Annotated in this window: 15 protein-coding genes; 8 read left to right on the forward strand and 7 right to left on the reverse strand. The window is 54.7% G+C overall.

Going from position 1 to position 16,776, the window contains the following annotated elements:
• Nucleotides 1-315: 315 nt before the first annotated feature.
• A complete protein-coding gene (locus Pr1d_RS21590; RefSeq protein WP_148075468.1) occupies nucleotides 316-1,620 on the reverse strand; it encodes an NAD(P)/FAD-dependent oxidoreductase in 1,305 nt (434 codons plus the stop codon).
• Between the two features lie 16 nt (nucleotides 1,621-1,636).
• Entirely contained in the window at nucleotides 1,637-2,269 is a 633-nt protein-coding gene (locus Pr1d_RS21595) for a DUF3124 domain-containing protein (protein WP_210417800.1), read from the reverse strand.
• Nucleotides 2,270-2,525: 256 nt separating this feature from the next.
• On the opposite strand from Pr1d_RS21595, the gene Pr1d_RS21600 reads away from it, so the two are divergent.
• From Pr1d_RS21600 to Pr1d_RS21635, 8 genes are all read left to right on the forward strand, one after another.
• Complete coding sequence (locus Pr1d_RS21600) at nucleotides 2,526-2,984, forward strand: hypothetical protein (RefSeq protein WP_148075469.1); 459 nt, start codon at nucleotides 2,526-2,528, stop codon at nucleotides 2,982-2,984.
• 147 nt (nucleotides 2,985-3,131) lie between these two features.
• Nucleotides 3,132-3,659 (forward strand): hypothetical protein, encoded by a 528-nt coding sequence (locus Pr1d_RS21605; protein WP_148075470.1) that lies wholly within the window; start codon nucleotides 3,132-3,134, stop codon nucleotides 3,657-3,659.
• 10 nt (nucleotides 3,660-3,669) lie between these two features.
• A complete protein-coding gene (locus Pr1d_RS21610) occupies nucleotides 3,670-4,839 on the forward strand; it encodes an ABC transporter permease (RefSeq protein ID WP_148075471.1) in 1,170 nt (389 codons plus the stop codon).
• Between the two features lie 5 nt (nucleotides 4,840-4,844).
• The gene (locus tag Pr1d_RS21615; RefSeq protein WP_148075472.1) at nucleotides 4,845-6,386 is read left to right on the forward strand and encodes an efflux RND transporter periplasmic adaptor subunit; all 1,542 of its coding nucleotides are present in this window, start codon (nucleotides 4,845-4,847) and stop codon (nucleotides 6,384-6,386) included.
• A 72-nt stretch (nucleotides 6,387-6,458) separates the two neighbouring features.
• Nucleotides 6,459-7,169, forward strand: coding sequence for an ABC transporter ATP-binding protein (locus Pr1d_RS21620; RefSeq protein ID WP_148075473.1), 711 nt, complete (start codon nucleotides 6,459-6,461; stop codon nucleotides 7,167-7,169).
• 2 nt (nucleotides 7,170-7,171) lie between these two features.
• Nucleotides 7,172-8,314, forward strand: coding sequence for an ABC transporter permease (locus Pr1d_RS21625; RefSeq protein WP_148075474.1), 1,143 nt, complete (start codon nucleotides 7,172-7,174; stop codon nucleotides 8,312-8,314).
• Nucleotides 8,315-8,460: 146 nt separating this feature from the next.
• Nucleotides 8,461-10,671: a heavy metal translocating P-type ATPase gene (locus Pr1d_RS21630; protein ID WP_168205404.1), complete on the forward strand. Its 2,211-nt coding sequence runs from the start codon at nucleotides 8,461-8,463 to the stop codon at nucleotides 10,669-10,671.
• A gap of 53 nt (nucleotides 10,672-10,724) precedes the next feature.
• Nucleotides 10,725-12,149 carry a TolC family protein gene (locus tag Pr1d_RS21635; RefSeq protein ID WP_148075475.1) on the forward strand — a complete coding sequence of 475 codons (1,425 nt, stop codon included), beginning with the start codon at nucleotides 10,725-10,727 and terminating at the stop codon, nucleotides 12,147-12,149.
• A 56-nt stretch (nucleotides 12,150-12,205) separates the two neighbouring features.
• On the opposite strand, the gene Pr1d_RS21640 is transcribed toward Pr1d_RS21635, so the two are convergent.
• The 5 genes from Pr1d_RS21640 to Pr1d_RS21660 form a co-directional block, all read right to left on the reverse strand.
• Nucleotides 12,206-12,790 carry a CHRD domain-containing protein gene (locus tag Pr1d_RS21640; protein ID WP_148075476.1) on the reverse strand — a complete coding sequence of 195 codons (585 nt, stop codon included), beginning with the start codon at nucleotides 12,788-12,790 and terminating at the stop codon, nucleotides 12,206-12,208.
• Between the two features lie 114 nt (nucleotides 12,791-12,904).
• The gene (locus tag Pr1d_RS21645; protein WP_148075477.1) at nucleotides 12,905-13,726 is read right to left on the reverse strand and encodes a hypothetical protein; all 822 of its coding nucleotides are present in this window, start codon (nucleotides 13,724-13,726) and stop codon (nucleotides 12,905-12,907) included.
• A 38-nt stretch (nucleotides 13,727-13,764) separates the two neighbouring features.
• Nucleotides 13,765-15,276, reverse strand: a complete 1,512-nt coding sequence (locus Pr1d_RS21650) for a PQQ-dependent sugar dehydrogenase (protein WP_148076481.1) — start codon at nucleotides 15,274-15,276, stop codon at nucleotides 13,765-13,767.
• A gap of 152 nt (nucleotides 15,277-15,428) precedes the next feature.
• A complete protein-coding gene (locus tag Pr1d_RS21655; RefSeq protein WP_148075478.1) occupies nucleotides 15,429-16,178 on the reverse strand; it encodes an anti-sigma factor family protein in 750 nt (249 codons plus the stop codon).
• A 30-nt stretch (nucleotides 16,179-16,208) separates the two neighbouring features.
• Entirely contained in the window at nucleotides 16,209-16,775 is a 567-nt protein-coding gene (locus Pr1d_RS21660) for an RNA polymerase sigma factor (protein ID WP_168205405.1), read from the reverse strand.
• Nucleotide 16,776 lies beyond the last annotated feature (1 nt).

The raw sequence follows: 16,776 nt of genomic DNA on the forward strand, positions 1-16,776 counted from the left end.
TACAGGCACCGATACCTCCGGTCTATTCCGCTTTAGCATAAGCTGCATGCGCGGTGTTGTCTTCGTGCCGCACTCCGAACCAGCGGAACACCAAGCATATGTCAGGCTCCGACCCCGGCGAGAATATCGAGTAGATTTTCACAAACATTTTGGCTCATCTTGATTTCCTTGTGATTTTATTGCTTCAAAGTCCGCTCTATGGGTTAAGAAGATTTTTAAACGCAGAGTACGCTGAGGCGCAGAGGAAGGGAGAGAAGAGCTTGCGAATCTCTGCGCCTCTGTGTGCTCTGCGTTTAGTCTTTTCAGTGCCTCGCTTCAACTGTTACTCTCTTCATGGTCTTCATCGCTGAGAATGATTCGTTTGCCGCGTTTGTGGGTTAGCAGGTTCCAGCCCCAGTCAACAAACACGCTCGTTTTTTCTTCGGCGCTGCTCAGGAGATGCAGGTGGATGCCCAACCAGGCGAGCCAGGCGACACGGCCAGTCAATGTCCCCCCCTTCGGCAATTCGACAACTGCCGCTCCGCGACCGACTTGGGCCATGGTTCCCTTGTCATGGTACTTGAATGGCTTTACTTCTTTCCCTGCAATTATGTGTGTGATCGCCTTGCCGACATAGTGCCCCGCTTGCAATGCGACTGCGGCGAGTCCCGGCAGTGGTTTGCCTGACTCAGCTTCAGTAGTCGACGCGATGTCACCAATGGCAAAGGCGCCGGGGTGATCCTTGATCTGTAAATCGGGGCCAACAGGCACATGCCCACCCGGGGCGAGTTCAATTCCCAGTGACGCAGCAATAGGATTCGCCTGCAAGCCCGCTGCCCAGACAAGAGTGTGTGTCTTCACTTTCTCACCACTGGCTAGTGTGATTTCCTTCGCTCCGACTTCTGCCACACCAGATTCTGTCTGCACCTCTACGCCGCGCTCCTCCAAAGCCTTACGGGCATAGTCGCGCAGTTTCGGTTTGAAGGGAGCAAGGAGATGGGGCGAATGTTCGTAGACAATCACCCGCGCCTCATCGATCGGCAGATTGGGGTAATCTGCTTTGAGTTCCGTGTGCAACAGGTCGGCCATTGCCCCTGCCAGCTCAGTTCCGGTGGGGCCACCGCCGATGATACAGAAACTGAGCGCCCCGTCATCGATCAATTTCGGTTCTTTGTCGACGGCCTCTAGCGTCTTGAGAATGTGGTCATGCAATCGAATCGCATCGTTCATCGTATAGAGCGGCAGCGCGTGTTCGGCGGCGCCTGGCGTGCCGTGATAATTGACAATTGCCCCGAGGGCCAGCACCAGATAGTCGTAATCCAGAGGTGACATACCGTCCACTACGACTTGCTTCTTGGCCAGATCGACGCTGTTTACTTCGCACTTGTGAAATACCACATTGTTGTGGCGATGCAGCAAATCACGAACTGGGTATCCGACTTCAGTCGGGTCGAGCTCCTGGGTAGCCACTTGATACAAAAGCGGCTGAAAGGTGTGATAGTCGTGCTTGTCGAGAATGGTAATCCGCACCGGCGCATCCCGCAACTCTAGCACGGCGCCTACGCCACCAAATCCAGCACCCAAGATCACGACATGGGGAGTTGAAGAGTCGTCAGTTGTAGATCGTTGGTCGTTAGTCATTGGTCATTGGACTTTGTTAATTGGTCATTGGGTTTTCGTTTTCTGGCGACTTCTCCTTGATCACCTTTCCGCTTCGCGCAAAGGAAATTCCCTGTTGCGATCTGGTGTCGATCATCACAGCCTCGATGATTGGTTCGGTGACCGGCTCGTTGGAAACCCACTCCACCAGAAAATTCGCGCCACTTCCCCCGGAGGTGTCATCGCGCTCGATGAGAAATTCTGTCGTCGCGAGTGGACCTAACGGCAGTGGTTTGTCGAGATAGGATTTTACTTCGTTACCCTTGGTATTATAGTATCGCACCGAGCTCACAATGATCGGCCGGTCGAGACTCGTATTTCGAACGCTCAACGTAATTGTCAGCAGATGCGGCTTGCCATCTTCGTGATAGACATGCGAATAAGCGGGGACGTAAACTGTTTGCCCCTGCACCGGATGCGCTGTCAGTAGTTCTAGTTTCTCATCTAGGAGCGACTCATCCATAGCCTGTGGAGCTTGAAATCGCAGGGCATCGGCCACCGTATCGAGTCGGCGTTCCATGTACCATGCGGCCAAGAAAATCGGCACGACAAGCACCAGAAAACAGACCAAGAGTATCAACCAAAATCGACGCATGAACGCGTCGACATCCGAGTCTTCAATCTTCGCCATGGCAATCCTCGTGCTGCGTGTCGGAAACTGACCTCACTGAGATGATAGCAGACCATAACTGAGTTGCCTGCATCCTGCAATCAAGAGTCGACACGAACCCGGAAATATCCTGAATAGAAGTGAAAAACGCGATCTAGTCTGTTGAGCGAAGCACTGGCTTTGCAGGAGTTCGCCAAATCAACTAAACTGGGAGTTTGGATCGTGTCGATTAGGTAAATTAGCCACTTTATTCTTATCACTCTGGATTTTAACAGTGATGTTTAATCGTTGCGACATCTCGAAGCGAGTCATTGCCCTGTTGGGGGTGGTGCTGGCATTGTCGTCCGGTTTCCAGAGCGTCCATTGGGTCTGTGCACTTGGTGGCTGTGAGATCGCCGCACTTGAGACTCATACTGCCGCAGAGACGCATGCTTGCTGTCACTCACACGACTGCCACGCAAGCAAGGTGGCTACCCCGGCGGAGAGTGATCCGAGTCACGATTGCCCCTGCCCTCCGGAATGTTGGTGCCATCAAGCACCGCAGCCATTGGAACTTCCGCGCACGGCGCCGGAGCCAACTGAGTTGTTGCTCCAGGGTTTTGTCTGCAATCCTGCTTCAACGATCGTCATGGCGAACTGCGATTTTCTGTCATCGCAATCTGCAGCCGGTGCCATTGAGGATGCCGTTGAAACCTCAGCTGAGCGTTGCGCTCATCTTTGCCGCTTTCTGATCTGAGACGGCGTTTTTCGTACTGCATGACACGCAGGGTATCTTTGCGCTTCAGGATTGCGCCCTAGCCGGACCAACACCTTGGTCCAGGAAGTCCCGGAGTCAAGTGTGACTCCGGCTAGGAAATGATCGTTCTCATTAAGGAATCTCGATATGAAATCGTTTTTTTTGTTAGCCTTACTAACTCTCCCCCTCGCGGTCGGCTGTGGTTCGGCAGGCGAATCCCCTGCCACTGCGGGCCACGCGAAAGCCGTGAGCTTTGACGGCAGCAAGTTCCTCTTAGCTGAGGAACCTGACGATGCCATAGGAGTCATCGAAGCTCGGGAAGAGGCCGAAGATGGCGAGCCGCTAGTCCTGGTGGGTCGCATTGGTGGTTCAACCAATCCGTGGATTGAAGGTCGTGCGGCGTTCATGTTGCTCGATGCTTCGATCTCGGTAATTGACGAAGGCGAAGAGTGTGAAGAAGGCGAAATCTGTACCGGCGATTGTTGTGCGACAGATCGAGCCAACTGCACGACGCTGGTCAAAGTGTTGGATGCAAACGGACAGTTGGTGACAGTCGATTCTCGCGAATTGTTGGGCTTGAAAGAGTCCGACATGGTCGTCGTCGCTGGCAATGCCAAAAAAGACGACAGCGGCAACTTCGTCATGCTCGCCAACGGTGTTTACATTCGTCGCTAGAGGACTCTCCATGCTTGGACAACGACTACTCCCCTGGGACTACGGTGTGCGGAACTTGTTCCGCCGACCGACGCGAAGTGCGCTCACACTTGGTGGGCTCACGATCGTTGTCTTGTTGGTGCTGGTCGTCGTGGGATTCATTCGTGGGCTGGAAAAATCTCTTTCGGCTACGGGCAATCCCAACGTGGTGCTGGTTTACTCGCTGTCGTCCGCAGCCGATATCGAAAACTCGTCGATCCCCGGGCGGACCCCTGCCCTGCTCGCGGCAAGCGTCGACGGGGTCAGCCGCCAACAAGGAGTTGAATATGTATCACCCGAGTTGTATCTCGGAACACGCATCAGCACGGCCAACATGTCTGAACCGGGAATGGGTCTGGTTCGTGGGGTGACAACCGCTGCACCGCTGGTACGCGACCAAGTCCAATTAGTTGAAGGCGCCTGGCCACATGCAGGCGAAGTGATGGTCGGACGACTGGTTCACTCCAAACTGGGTGCCAACAAGAAAGACCTCGCGATTGGCCAGCAGGTGACGTTCGACGGGCGCACTTGGACGATCAGCGGCCACTTCACCGCTGCGGGTTCTGCCTTCGAATCAGAAGTGTGGGCACCACTGGCCGAATTGCAAACGACACTCAAGCGACAAGACCTCAGCTTGGTAGCGGTCCGAATGGATTCGCCTGACAATGTGGCTGATGTCGATATATTCTGCCGCGAGCGGATCGACTTGGAACTCAAAGCGGTTTCAGAGAGTGTCTACTACGCGAGCCTGCAAAAGCATTACAAACCCGTGCGGATGTTAGGCTGGGTAGTGGTCGCATTGATTGCCGGCTCAGGGATTTTTGCGGGGCTCAACACCATGTACGGCGCTGTCGTGGGTCGCATCCGAGAACTGGCCACGCTTCAAGCATTGGGTTTTCGACGCCGCGCAATTCTCCTGACGCTAGTCCAGGAGGCAACACTGCTCGCCTGTGCGGGAGCGCTCATCGCCTGCATCGTGGGGCTTTCACTGGTTGACGGCGCTGCAGTCCGCTTCACCATGGGCGCCTTCATGCTCAAGGTCGACAGCGTGGGAATTGCCGTCGCCTGTGGCGTGGCGGCCTTGCTGGGTGTCGTCGGTGCGCTCCCTCCCGCTGTCAAGGCAATGCGACTGCCTGTGGTAGAGGCAATCAAATCAATCTAAGTATCATGCCAAACAATACCTCTCAACTTGATCTGAGCCAACTGGCAGTCAACCGCGACAAGCCCACGGGCTCGTCGCTACGAATCAAGCGATCATGGTTGACGCGTTACGTGCTGCCTGGGGGAATCCTGCTTGGCTTTGTCTGCCTGTTCGCCTGGGCGACGCGCGACAGCTTTCTGCCGGCTCAGTCGATCACAGTCACTCCGGTGGTGGTCAGCCGTGCGGAGATTAAACAAGAAGGAACACCGTTGTTTCAAGCAGCCGGATGGATCGAACCTCGACCAACGCCGGTCGTGGCTTCGTCTCTCGCCGCGGGAGTGATCCAAGAGATGCTGGTCATCGAGGGGCAACACGTCAAGAAGGGCGAACCAGTCGCCACGTTAATTGATACCGATGCCAAACTGACACTTGGCCAAGCCGAAGCCCAACACACGTTGCAACAAGCGGAAGTCAGGCGGGCAGAGGCAGCCCTCGCTGCCGCAAAAACTAATTTTGCCAAACCGCTGAGTTTGCAGGCCGCGCTTGCCGATGCTGAGACGTTGCTGTCCAAAACCGAGCTCGAACTGAGCAATCTCCCCTACGCACTGGAGGCAGCCCAAACCCGCCAAGAACTCGCTACCGTCAATGTTCGTCGTAAGGAAAACGCAGGAGAGGCGATTCCGGGGCGCATTCTGCGCGAAGCAAAAGCCGAATTGGCGACTGCCAAAAACGCTGTCAGCGAACTCGTGGCCCGGGAGCCGCTGCTTCGCGCGCAACTGAAATCGTTGACTCAGAAACGCGACGCTCTTGCCGAGAATCTTGAACTCTTGACGGAAGAAACTCGTGCCCTGGCAGAAGCGGAAGCGAATCTGGCCGTTGCCTCGGCGCGAGCCGAGCAAACCCGCCTGCGGGTCGAGACGGCCAAGCTACAATTAGATCGTATGATTGTCCGCTCGCCGATCGCCGGTTGCGTACTGAGTCTCGAAGCAAGACCTGGACAATGGCTCTCGGGAGTCGGCTCTTCGAAAAGCCAGGGCTCAAGCGCCGTTGTCGGCCTCTACGATCCGAAAAACTTGCAAGTCCGCGTCGATGTGCGACTCGAGGATGTGCCACAAGTAATCATAGGACAGCCTGCGTTAATCGAAACGGCAGTGCTTCCGTCCCCCATCGACGGCCAAGTCATTTCGGTCACCACGTTGGCCGACATCCAGAAAAACACTTTGCAAGTCAAAGTCGCCGTGAACGATCCTCCGGCAGTCATTAAACCAGAAATGCTCGGCAAAGTAACGTTCCTCGCTCCACCCTCGCCCATTTCTGAGGAAACGACGGGAGAATCACCGCTGAGACTGTTTGTTCCGCAGGATCTGATCACGGAGAGCGAAGGAGCAGCGAGTGTCTGGATAGCGGACCTTACAGGAAAAACAGCTCGACAAAAAACTGTGACACTCGGCCACGGCACAACCGAAGGGGGCTTGGTCGAAATCCTCGACGGCCTGCAACCGACCGACAAATTAATCGTCGCCGGCCGCGAGTCGGTCACCGAAGGAGCACGCATCCGCATCAAATAGTTTAGTAGCGACCCGCTGTCGAGTCCTGCTCGACAAGGGCAGCGAGAAAGTTCGTCCAACAGGAAACCCATCATGTCACTAGTCAACGTCACCAACGTCACCAAAGAATACGCCAACGGCGAGGAAACGATCCGTCCCCTCGACGGGGTAAGCCTGTCGGTCGACGAAGGCGACTTCGTCTCGTTGATGGGGGCCAGCGGGTCGGGCAAGAGTACTCTCTTGAATCTCATCGCAGGAATCGACCAAGTCACCTCTGGCGAAATCGTCGTGGCGGGCACCGACATCACCAAACTCTCCCGCGGCAAACTAGCCGACTGGCGCGCCCGTCATATCGGCTACATCTTTCAGACGCACAACCTGATTCCCGTTCTTACGGCCTATGAAAACGTGGAACTACCGCTGTTGCTGCTCCCTATGTCGGGCGCAGAACGCCGCAAGCGAGTTGAAATTGCTCTCGAAGCGGTCGACCTCACCTCCCGAGCGACCCACTATCCCCGCCAAATGTCAGGTGGACAAGAACAGCGAGTTGGCATCGCACGGGCAATCGTTGCCAATCCTACCGTCGTCGTCGCTGACGAACCGACCGGTAGTCTCGACGATGAAACTACCGAACAGATATTGCAACTCTTGGAGCGGGTCAATAACGAACTCGGGATGACGCTGCTCCTTGTTACTCACGAAGCCGATGTAGGAGCACGTGCCAAACGACGGATCCGACTCGAACATGGCCGTCTGCTGGAAAACGGTAAGGAAACCAAGGCCACTCATCTAAGGACGGCATAACTGTGTTCAAATTTATCCCCTATGTCCTGAAAAGCCTCTGGCGACATCGCGCACGCACGCTGCTCACCGTGAGCGGCACGGCAGTCGCTCTGCTGGTGTTCTGCTTCATCGGAGCGGTGCAGCAAGGTTTGCTCGCACTCACTGCTGGAGAAGACGCAGGTCGCACGCTCATCGTGTTCCAGGAAAACCGATTCTGTCCGCAGAGTAGCCGACTGCCCCAAGACTATGAACGTACGATCTCAAAAATGGCGGGCGTCCAAGACGTGGTGCCGATCAAGGTATTCACCAACAACTGCCGTGCGAGCCTCGACTCGATCGTCTTTCAGGGAATTCAGCCCGAGAAGATTAAGGCGTGGCGCGACTTCGACTTGCAGTCCGGTGACTTTTCCTCGTTCGCAGCTCAAGATGATGCGGCTCTGGTCGGAGCAGACGTGGCCACCCGGCGCGACCTGAACGTAGGAGACAAGTTCACGATCGGCGATGTGTCGGTCGTCATCCGTGGCGTGTATCAATCACCCGTAGCCGCTGAGAACAATCTCATCTTCACGCAACTCGAATTTCTCCAGCGTGCCCGGGGTGCCAACGAAGTCGGCACGGTCACCCAACTGGAAGTACATCTCAACGACTCGGCCGATCCTGAGACACTTGCTAAACAAATCGATCAAGAATTCAAATCCGGCCCCGTGGCGACCACCACTCGTACAAAGGGGATGTTTCAAGCTGACACGCTCGCCGATCTGGCAGAACTGATCGGCTTTGTCCACTGGCTCGGCTACGCCTGTGTGGGACTGGTTCTGTCGCTCGTGGCCACCACCACAGTGATGGCCGTCCAAGACCGCATCAAGGAACACGCGGTCCTCCAGACATTGGGCTTGCGTCCGCTGCGCGTGTTCAGCTTGATCCTCACCGAGAGTCTACTCTTGAGTACGATAGGAGGCATCCTTGGAGTTGCCGGTAGTGCCTTGCTATTGTCGTCTTCCGGCATGTCAGTCGCTGCTGAAGGGGTAACGATCGCATTTGAACCATCGCTTGCCCTCGCCATTCAAGGTATCGTAGTAGCCGTTGTGGTCGGTATCCTCGCAGGCATCACCCCTGGCTGGCAAGCTTCAAGAACAGAAATTGTACCAGCTCTGAGGCACGCTTAATCACAATCGCACCGAATCAATTTAAGAATAGAACGCAGATGAACGCCGATTTAACTGAATTACGCGGATCTATTAAATCTGCGGTGATCGGCTAAATCCGCATTCTTCCGCGGACCCTTGCTTCACTCCGGTTCTTTCATTTTTCAATGCTTAATTCATCAAACAACACACCAACTACCGACTCCTCCGCAGACATTCGTCTGCGGATCACCGGCATGGATTGCGCCGAAGAGGTAACGCTTCTTAAACGCGAGTTGGGGCCTTTGGTTGGTGACACGGATCGACTCCAGTTCGACATCTTCAATCGCAAGCTGACGATTCGTCAAGGAACCCCCACGGTTTCGCCAGATGCAATGATCGCGGCTGTCACCAAGACTGGCATGAACGCCGAGACGTGGAATGATGAACCGACGGGAGCTGGTGATGGCCACGATCACGCCAGCCGGTCGCGCACTATTCTTACGGTTTTTTCGGGAGTATTCGGCTTAGGCGGTCTGTTAACACACGCCTGGCTGGAGGGTGGGTTTACCAACGCCCTCGGCTCTGAAGGGATGGGACTTAACACGAGTGTTCCGCTGCCAGCTATTGCACTTTACGTGGCTGGAATCATAGCGGGGGTTTGGTATGTCGCCCCGCGCGCCCTGCATTCGGCCAAGCGGATGATGCCGGACATGAATCTGCTGATGTTCATCGCCGTCTGCGGGGCCGCCTTGATTGGGGAGTGGTTCGAAGCGGTAACCGTCTCGTTCCTCTTTTCGCTCTCGCTGCTCTTGGAATCATGGAGCGTTGGCAGAGCACGGCGAGCGATTGCCGCCTTGATGGATCTCGCTCCGGTCCAGGCCCGCGTACGTAATGAACAAGGAAACGACATTGAAGTCACCCCCAACGAAGTCGCCATTGGACAACTGTTCTATGTACGTCCCGGCGAAAAGATCCCGTTGGACGGCACTATCCAAGCCGGCTTTTCTGCGGTCAACCAGGCACCGATCACCGGCGAAAGTGCACCGCTGACCAAAGGGCCAGACGATCAAGTCTTTGCCGGCACGATCAACGGTGATGGCTCTCTGGAAGTTGCCTGCACCAAACCAGCCAACGACACCACTCTGGCCCACATCATTCAGTTGGTCGAGGAAGCTCAATCGAATCGTGCCCCTTCCGAGCAATGGGTTGAGAAATTCGCCCGTTACTACACGCCAATCGTCATGCTAATGGCGGCGCTCGTCATGATTGTGCCGCCACTATTTTTTGGCGGTGAGTGGAGCGATTGGTTTTATCGCTCCCTAGTCCTCTTGGTCATTGCCTGCCCTTGTGCGTTGGTCATCTCAACGCCGGTGAGTATCGTATCTGCTTTGACCTCCGCTGCACGCAACGGTGTATTGGTCAAAGGGGGTGTCTTCATGGAGGCCCCCGCGCACCTCAAGGCCATCGCTATGGACAAGACGGGAACCTTGACCGAAGGAAAACCCACGGTCGTGGATATCGTGCCACTGGGCGAACACGACGAGGAAGAACTCCTCATTCGAGCGGCTTCCTTGGAAACACAGAGTGACCACCCGCTGGCAAGGGCAATCGTCGAGGCCGCTAACGAACGAAATGTGCAACTGATGCCTGTTGCTGATTTTCAGATCATCCAGGGCAAAGGTGCCCAAGGAATTTTGAACCATAGGCAGTACTGGATTGGTTCGCATCGCTACTTGGAAGAACGCGATCAAGAGACGCCTGAAGTTCACGAACAACTCGAAGCAATGCAGCAAGCGGGGCGATCGGTCGTCGTCATCGGCAACGACAACCATGTTTGCGGATTCATCACTTTGGCAGACACACTGCGACCTTCAGTAAAGCAAACCCTAAAAGACTTGCACTCCACCGGCATTGAGCACGTTGTAATGCTCACTGGCGACAACCACGGCACAGCCGAAGCAATTGCCTCGGAAGCCGGCATCGATGAAGTCCATGCTGAGCTTTTGCCCGAGGACAAAGTAGACCTCGTCGGCAAGTTAGTCGACAAATATGGCCACGTCGCGATGGTTGGTGACGGCGTGAACGACGCCCCGGCATTGGCCCGCGCGTCGCTTGGCATCGCCATGGGCGCTGCCGGCAGCGACGCCGCCATTGAGACGGCCGACATCGCCCTCTTGGCCGACAACCTCACCAAACTCCCGTGGCTGATCAAGCACTCAAAAAAGACACTTGGAATTATTCACCAAAACATCGGTTGCTCACTCGCGGTCAAAGCGATCTTCATGATCCTCACGTTTGTTGGATTCGCTTCCCTGTGGGCCGCCATTGCTGCGGACATGGGTGCCTCACTTTTGGTGATAGCCAATGGACTCCGTTTGCTGAGAGATCACGATTAATGCATAGAAAGCACCCTACCTCAGCCGAAGATTAGAAAGAGGGGGAGTCAAGGATGGCTCGAATCAACAGAAGTTCGATATGGTTGCTGGCACTGCTGGCTGGCTGCGCGTCTGCGCCCAGCGAACCGATTGTGCTACCCGCTGTTTCTACGCTCCCGACGGAAGCCACGCTGGCTGTTGAAGGGAGCCCTATCAAGCAGGTTGACTATACCGAGGACCAACCCGAGGTTCAGCAACCCACCGCGCTGCTGTCAGAGACGACCCCCGAATTACTAGCCACTCCTCTTGGGGAAGAGTTCAATCAAGACGGCTTGTCAGTTGAAGCAATCGAACAGCTAGCACTCGCCAACAATCCTGCGGTCGGCCTAGCGTCGGCCAAGGTCCGTGCCTTGCGAGGCAAGTATGTGCAGGCGGGGCTTCCTCCTAATCCCACTGTTGGGTATTCAGCCAGTGAAATCGGCCAAGATGGCCGTGCCGGCCAACAAGGTGGTTATGCAGGTCAGGAGTTCATTACTGCCGGGAAGCTCGACAAGAACCGCGCCATCGTGGCCGCAGAAATTGATAAAGCAGAGTCTGTATTGCGCGCTACTCGACGTCGAGTCCTTACCGATGTCCGGCGTAGTTACTACCGGGCACTGGTAGCCCAACAACGCATAGAGACCGCTGATACACTGCTCCATGCTACCGGCGAAGCTGTCAAGGCATCGCAGAACCTCTTAGACGCTGAGGAGATCCCACTTGCAGGGCTCCTGCAAACGGAAGTCGAGCAGCAAAATGCCCAGATCGTACACCGCATTGCCGAGAACGAACTCACTGCCGCCTGGCAACAACTTTCTGCCGTCGTTGGCGATCTGGATCTGCCCCCCCAAAAACTCGCCGGTGATCCCAAGGTCTTGCCGAGTGAAATTGAGTGGGATGAAACCCTCTCGCGCATCACGACTTTGAGCCCCGAAATGGCAGCCGCTTTCGCCGAACTCTCACGATCTCGACGGGCGCTCACGCGTGCCTATGTCGAACCGGTTCCTGATATCAACACGCAATTCACGGTCCAGTACGACAATAGCACCGACTACACCATCGCCGGCATTCAAACCACAATTCCTTTGCCTATCTGGAACAAGAACCAAGGTGGCATTCGACAAGCCCAGGCGGAAATCAGTGTCGCCTCGCAAAACATCGACCGCGTAGCACTGGACCTAAAAAACCGCCTCGCAACAACTTTTCGTGAATACGCCAACGCCAGAGCCCAAGCGGAAACCTATGCCAACGAGATACTACCGCGAGCTAAGCAGACGTTTGATCTCGTACAACGTGGTTACTCCCTAGGAGAAGTCGGCTACCTCGATTCGCTCACTGCGCAGAAGACTCTCATGCAGACGAATCTCGCCTACCTCGACGCCCTCGGATCGCTCTGGCAAAGCTACATGAAAATCGATGGGTTGCTTCTTGAAGGAAGCCTTGTGCAAACCCCAGAATAATCCCTGCTCCCCTCCAGGCGATCGCAACTAAGTCGGGTAGACAAGGATCGTGGAACCTATATCCACCGACGGCAACCGAGCAGCGATGTACCCAGACCTACGACTGTGAGCAACATTGACCCAGGCTCGGGAATTACCACACCAAATCCGCGTATTTCACCGCCTCCAAATGTTGAGGTGTGAATATTGAAGTAGGCTTTGCCTGCATCCAAACCGGCTAAGAGCGTGTTGAGGGCACTCGAAACCGTACCCCCATTGGCCGTGATGAATGCCGCATTGTAGCTACCCGCCACGGCCATATCATAGGTGTGATCATACACTCCTGCGGTCACCCCTGAGGGAAAGCCGGTAAAGGTAGGAGTAATCGTGGCAACACCAGCATTTAATAAGCCAGGATCTGCAGTACAACAATGAATGTGGGCTGCAGTAGTCATCCCGGTCAATCCCGTGAAATCGGCTTGGACTCGCATTGTCACCAAATCTAGATCAAAGGTTACCAATGCAGAACCAGTACCAGGGGAGGCATTGGGGGGCGACTCGGCGGGCCCGCTGAGATCGAATGTATAAATCTGCTCGTGCGCAGTTGAAGTGCAAGCTAGGCATGTCAGGGCCAAAACTAAAGACAGTGTTGCTGGCTTCATCAGGTCTTCTCCTTGTTGAAAAGTCGGGAAAATAGTCTCTCGGGGTCACTCTAGCCTTACTACTATGTCACATCGAATTGCTTTCATTGCATCAATACTTGAAAAATATCGCAACTACCTCCGTCCCAACCGTCGCCGGAAAAATAGTGGCACAGCAACCAAGAAATAAATCGTTGCCGGTTCCGGCACCGCAATGACCGGCCCACCCCCCAAAGGCAATCCGTAGTTTATTTGCCAGTCGACCAAGTCCTCCGAACCGAGCGAATCACGTGAATCTCCTCTCTGCCAGACGAGAAAATCAGCCCCGTCGACCAGACCATCATTGTTGAAATCGCCTGCAAGTGAGGAGTTGCTCAATGTGATGTTGTCGATGCCGAGATCTCCGTCCACTGGCTCTCCACCTGCACTGGGAGTACCGGAGTCATGTCGCAGCATGACTCGCAATACGTCACTCATAAGGTTCTGGTAGGTATCCGTTCCTAGCACCCGCGTGAGATCACTCTCCATGAGCGGAAACGAATAGTTTCTCCAAATTCCATCAGCTGGTACGTCGACTGCTACTGTTGAGGTCCACCGTGACGAAGTGCTGGGACTCACTCCAGGCCCAAACAACACCAGCCGCATTGAAAGCGCTGCAGAGCCGACCGCAGCCATCATGTCCGCTGTCACCATAGCTGCGTCGACGGCAGTGAAGTCTCCTGTCCAGGCCGGATTAGAATTGAAGGTGGCATAATTCTGAAATCCCGATTCAAGACGAAGAAACGCATCATCTACACCTGCTGGTCCTCCTGTAGTCTCGTAGGAAACGGAAGCTCCTCCGGTAGTCCATCCAGACAGGTCTAGCTGAAAATCATCGGTATGGAGCGTGGCAGCATGGCCCAGAGTTGGAACGCTACAGAACCAACTGATTACCCACACGAAAGAGAATCGTTGCACGGCTAGGTCCTGAAATCTGCTGAAAAAACGGGGCAATTCTAAACTGAGCGGAGAAATCTACGCAGCGGCATGATACCGATCACCATTCCTACCAAGACAAGCGATGCCGGCTCGGGAATGGCAACAAACTTGTAAACGATTCCACCGGTCCCATTGGCCGGGGTGTTGGTGACCATCGCATAGATTTCACCATCTGCGTCTTCACCAAATCCATGAACCGTCAGCCCATCCGGCAATATTCCAGCGGCAAACTGCGGAAGCATGAATTCTTTGATTTCGCCCATCTGCAGATCGGCGTAGAATAGTCGACCATCGACCCGAGGTGGTGCATTGCGTAGTGCCAGGTCGCCGAAAATGTATTTGCCAACCAGCTCTGGTATCGCCGTACCGCGGTAAACAAAGCCACCGGTGATCGAGATGCCGTCGCCGTGGTCGTATTGCAGTGTGCCCAGTGGACCTGAAATCGGATCAATGAGTCCCGCTGGAATACCGGGACTATTGGCTCCTACGACCGTACCATTGGTGCGATCGAAGATGAAAGTACCTTCCTTCATCGCCCAACCATAGTTACCACCCAGAACAATGCGATTGATCTCTTCGATGTTATTCTGGCCAACGTCCGCCAGGATGAGATCACCAGTACCTCCCAAGTCGGTACGATCGAAAGAAAATCGATAGGGGTTGCGAAGTCCATAGGCATAGATTTCTGGGACTTCGCCCGGACCTTTAAAGGGATTTGTTGTTGGAATACGGTACTGACCGTTGGTGCTGACAGGATCACCGCTGCCAGCAGTCGAAGAGGGTATTAGCGGGTCAAAACGCAACACCTTTCCCAGCGGCGTAGTCAGACTTTGTGCGTTGCCTCCAGGCTCAAGATGTCCAGCACCAACATCGTCGCGGTTTCCTCCGTCGCCAGTTGAGAGGTAGAGATAGCCGTCTGGCCCAAAGGCCAGGGTCCCCCCGTTGTGGTTACCCGCGTTTTGGCCGAGAGAAATAACTTCTCTCTCTGAACTGGGATCAATTACGTTGGCATCGCCTGGGGTGACAGTCCACTCTGAAACCACCATTTTGAAGTTCTGAGCGGCAGGGTTGAGCGGGTCTGCATTGGGAGTCACATAGGTCGGTGTTGTTCCATCCGGTATGGGCTGACTGGTATAGGTATAGAGCTTGCCGAAACCCGGGCTTGCAGAATCCGAGTAGTCAGGATGAAACGCCATGCCGAGAAGTCCTCGTTCATCGTTCGCACTTGCCGGGTTGAACGGTGGCGAGACCGTACTTTGCAGGTCAAGCGCTGCTCCTGGCAGCAAACTGCCATTCTCGACGATGCGGACCAGCCCGTTCTGCTCCAGCACAAACAATCGGCTCGTATCTCCTGGAGGGCTGGTGCCATAGAGTGGTGCAGCCAATCCGGTTGCAATCGGCTGCAGTCGAATAGCGATATCTCCCATAGTAATGGGTGGCAAGATATGATCCGCAACAGACGGCACATTTAGTGATAAGACGACAAGTATCGGAAAAGTCTTTCCGAGGCAATTTGGCAACAAGCGCATATTCACGATAATCCCCTTTCGTGTCGAAGAGCTGCTTCTTGTGAATCGCCCGATACCCACTTGGGCCAATCGAAGCGAATACGGCGGGACTATTTACAAAGTGTCGCAAGCACAGCGCATCTATTGCAGAGAGCCAAAAAAAATGGCATACGTTATCGTGGCGGACCGATTGCCATGTATTGCATCGCACGCGGTTCATCCAACTCAGATACTTCGTAGAATACCAGTCCCTCGCGCTCTGAGCGGAATACTTGTATCTCAGAATCTCTGGCAACCTTGGCTGCGATTTCGCTGTCCGATGCGGCTCGATCCACAAATACCATTACCGGCGACTCATCGACCATACAAAGCATTGCCGTGGTATCCCGGCTCAAACCACCAGGATAGGAGAGGCCTAACATTCTTGTTCCCTCGGGCATCGGCTCGAGATGCATGTCCATTCCCTGCCGGGCAGCAAAGATGTCGGCAAAACGCTGGTCGTCGTGGCACTCGTAATAAGGGTGAAAACCATTCTGAAGCGTCTCGCGATAGATCTGGGCAAGCGGTATCGGCTTGAAAAAAGGTGCGGGTTTGCCCGCATTGAATGCCCAGAAGGTCAGTGCAATACCGATCAGCACCGCCGCTGCCGCTAATCCACCAGCAAGAAGCGGGCGTCTTGGAAGAGAACCGTGACTTTCCGCAACAGATTCATCGCTCTCAAACACCAGGGACAAGTCGTCGGGCGCAGTCACTACCGGAAACACCTTGCGAAGTGCAGCGTCGATTTTCCTCTGTGTCTCAACTTCCGCACGGCGATCGTCGTTGAGGTGTTCGAGAATCTCCTCACGCTCTGCTTCCGGCAGCGTACCGTCAAGGAAAGCCTCGAACTGATCGTCTCGAATTGGATTGTTTTCGTTATTCATTCTAGAAATAGAGCTTGAAATCTAATCAACCTAGTCCTTACTTGTTAGTTGCTTTCGCAGTAATTGTCGACTCCGATGGACGTGACTCATCGCTGTCCCCTGGGGAATCTCTATGATTTCTGCGATCTCCGCATAACTCAGTTCATGCACTGTGCGCAATAGCAAACAACAGCGTGCTTCCCCCGAAAGTTCTTGAAGGGCTGCGAGAAGGTGGTCCTCGAAACACGTCTGGTCTGCCGAGAGTTCCCCTGACCCCGGATCGACCGACTTTGCACCGCTTACATCTGGTTCATTGTCGACCAATTGGAGATTGACCGGGTCCGTTGCATAGGTGCGTCGGCGAGTGAACTTGCGCCGCTCGTTGAGTGCACATTTACGCACTGCGCTGTACATCCATGCCAGAAAACTTGCTTCTGATTCGAATTGGGTATTCTTTGATAATGCGATACTAGCGGCAAGCTGGACAACGTCTTCTGCTCCGTCTTGGCGTCCTAAAACTCCAGCTGCAACAGCGGTGAACTGAGGAAACGTGCTCTGATAAAGCGCAGCAAGCATCGGCCCTTTCTGATGCGCAGAAAGATTCCCGGGAAATTTCATG

It is taken from the genome of Bythopirellula goksoeyrii (genome assembly GCF_008065115.1).
Classification (GTDB): Bacteria; Planctomycetota; Planctomycetia; order Pirellulales; family Lacipirellulaceae; genus Bythopirellula; species Bythopirellula goksoeyrii.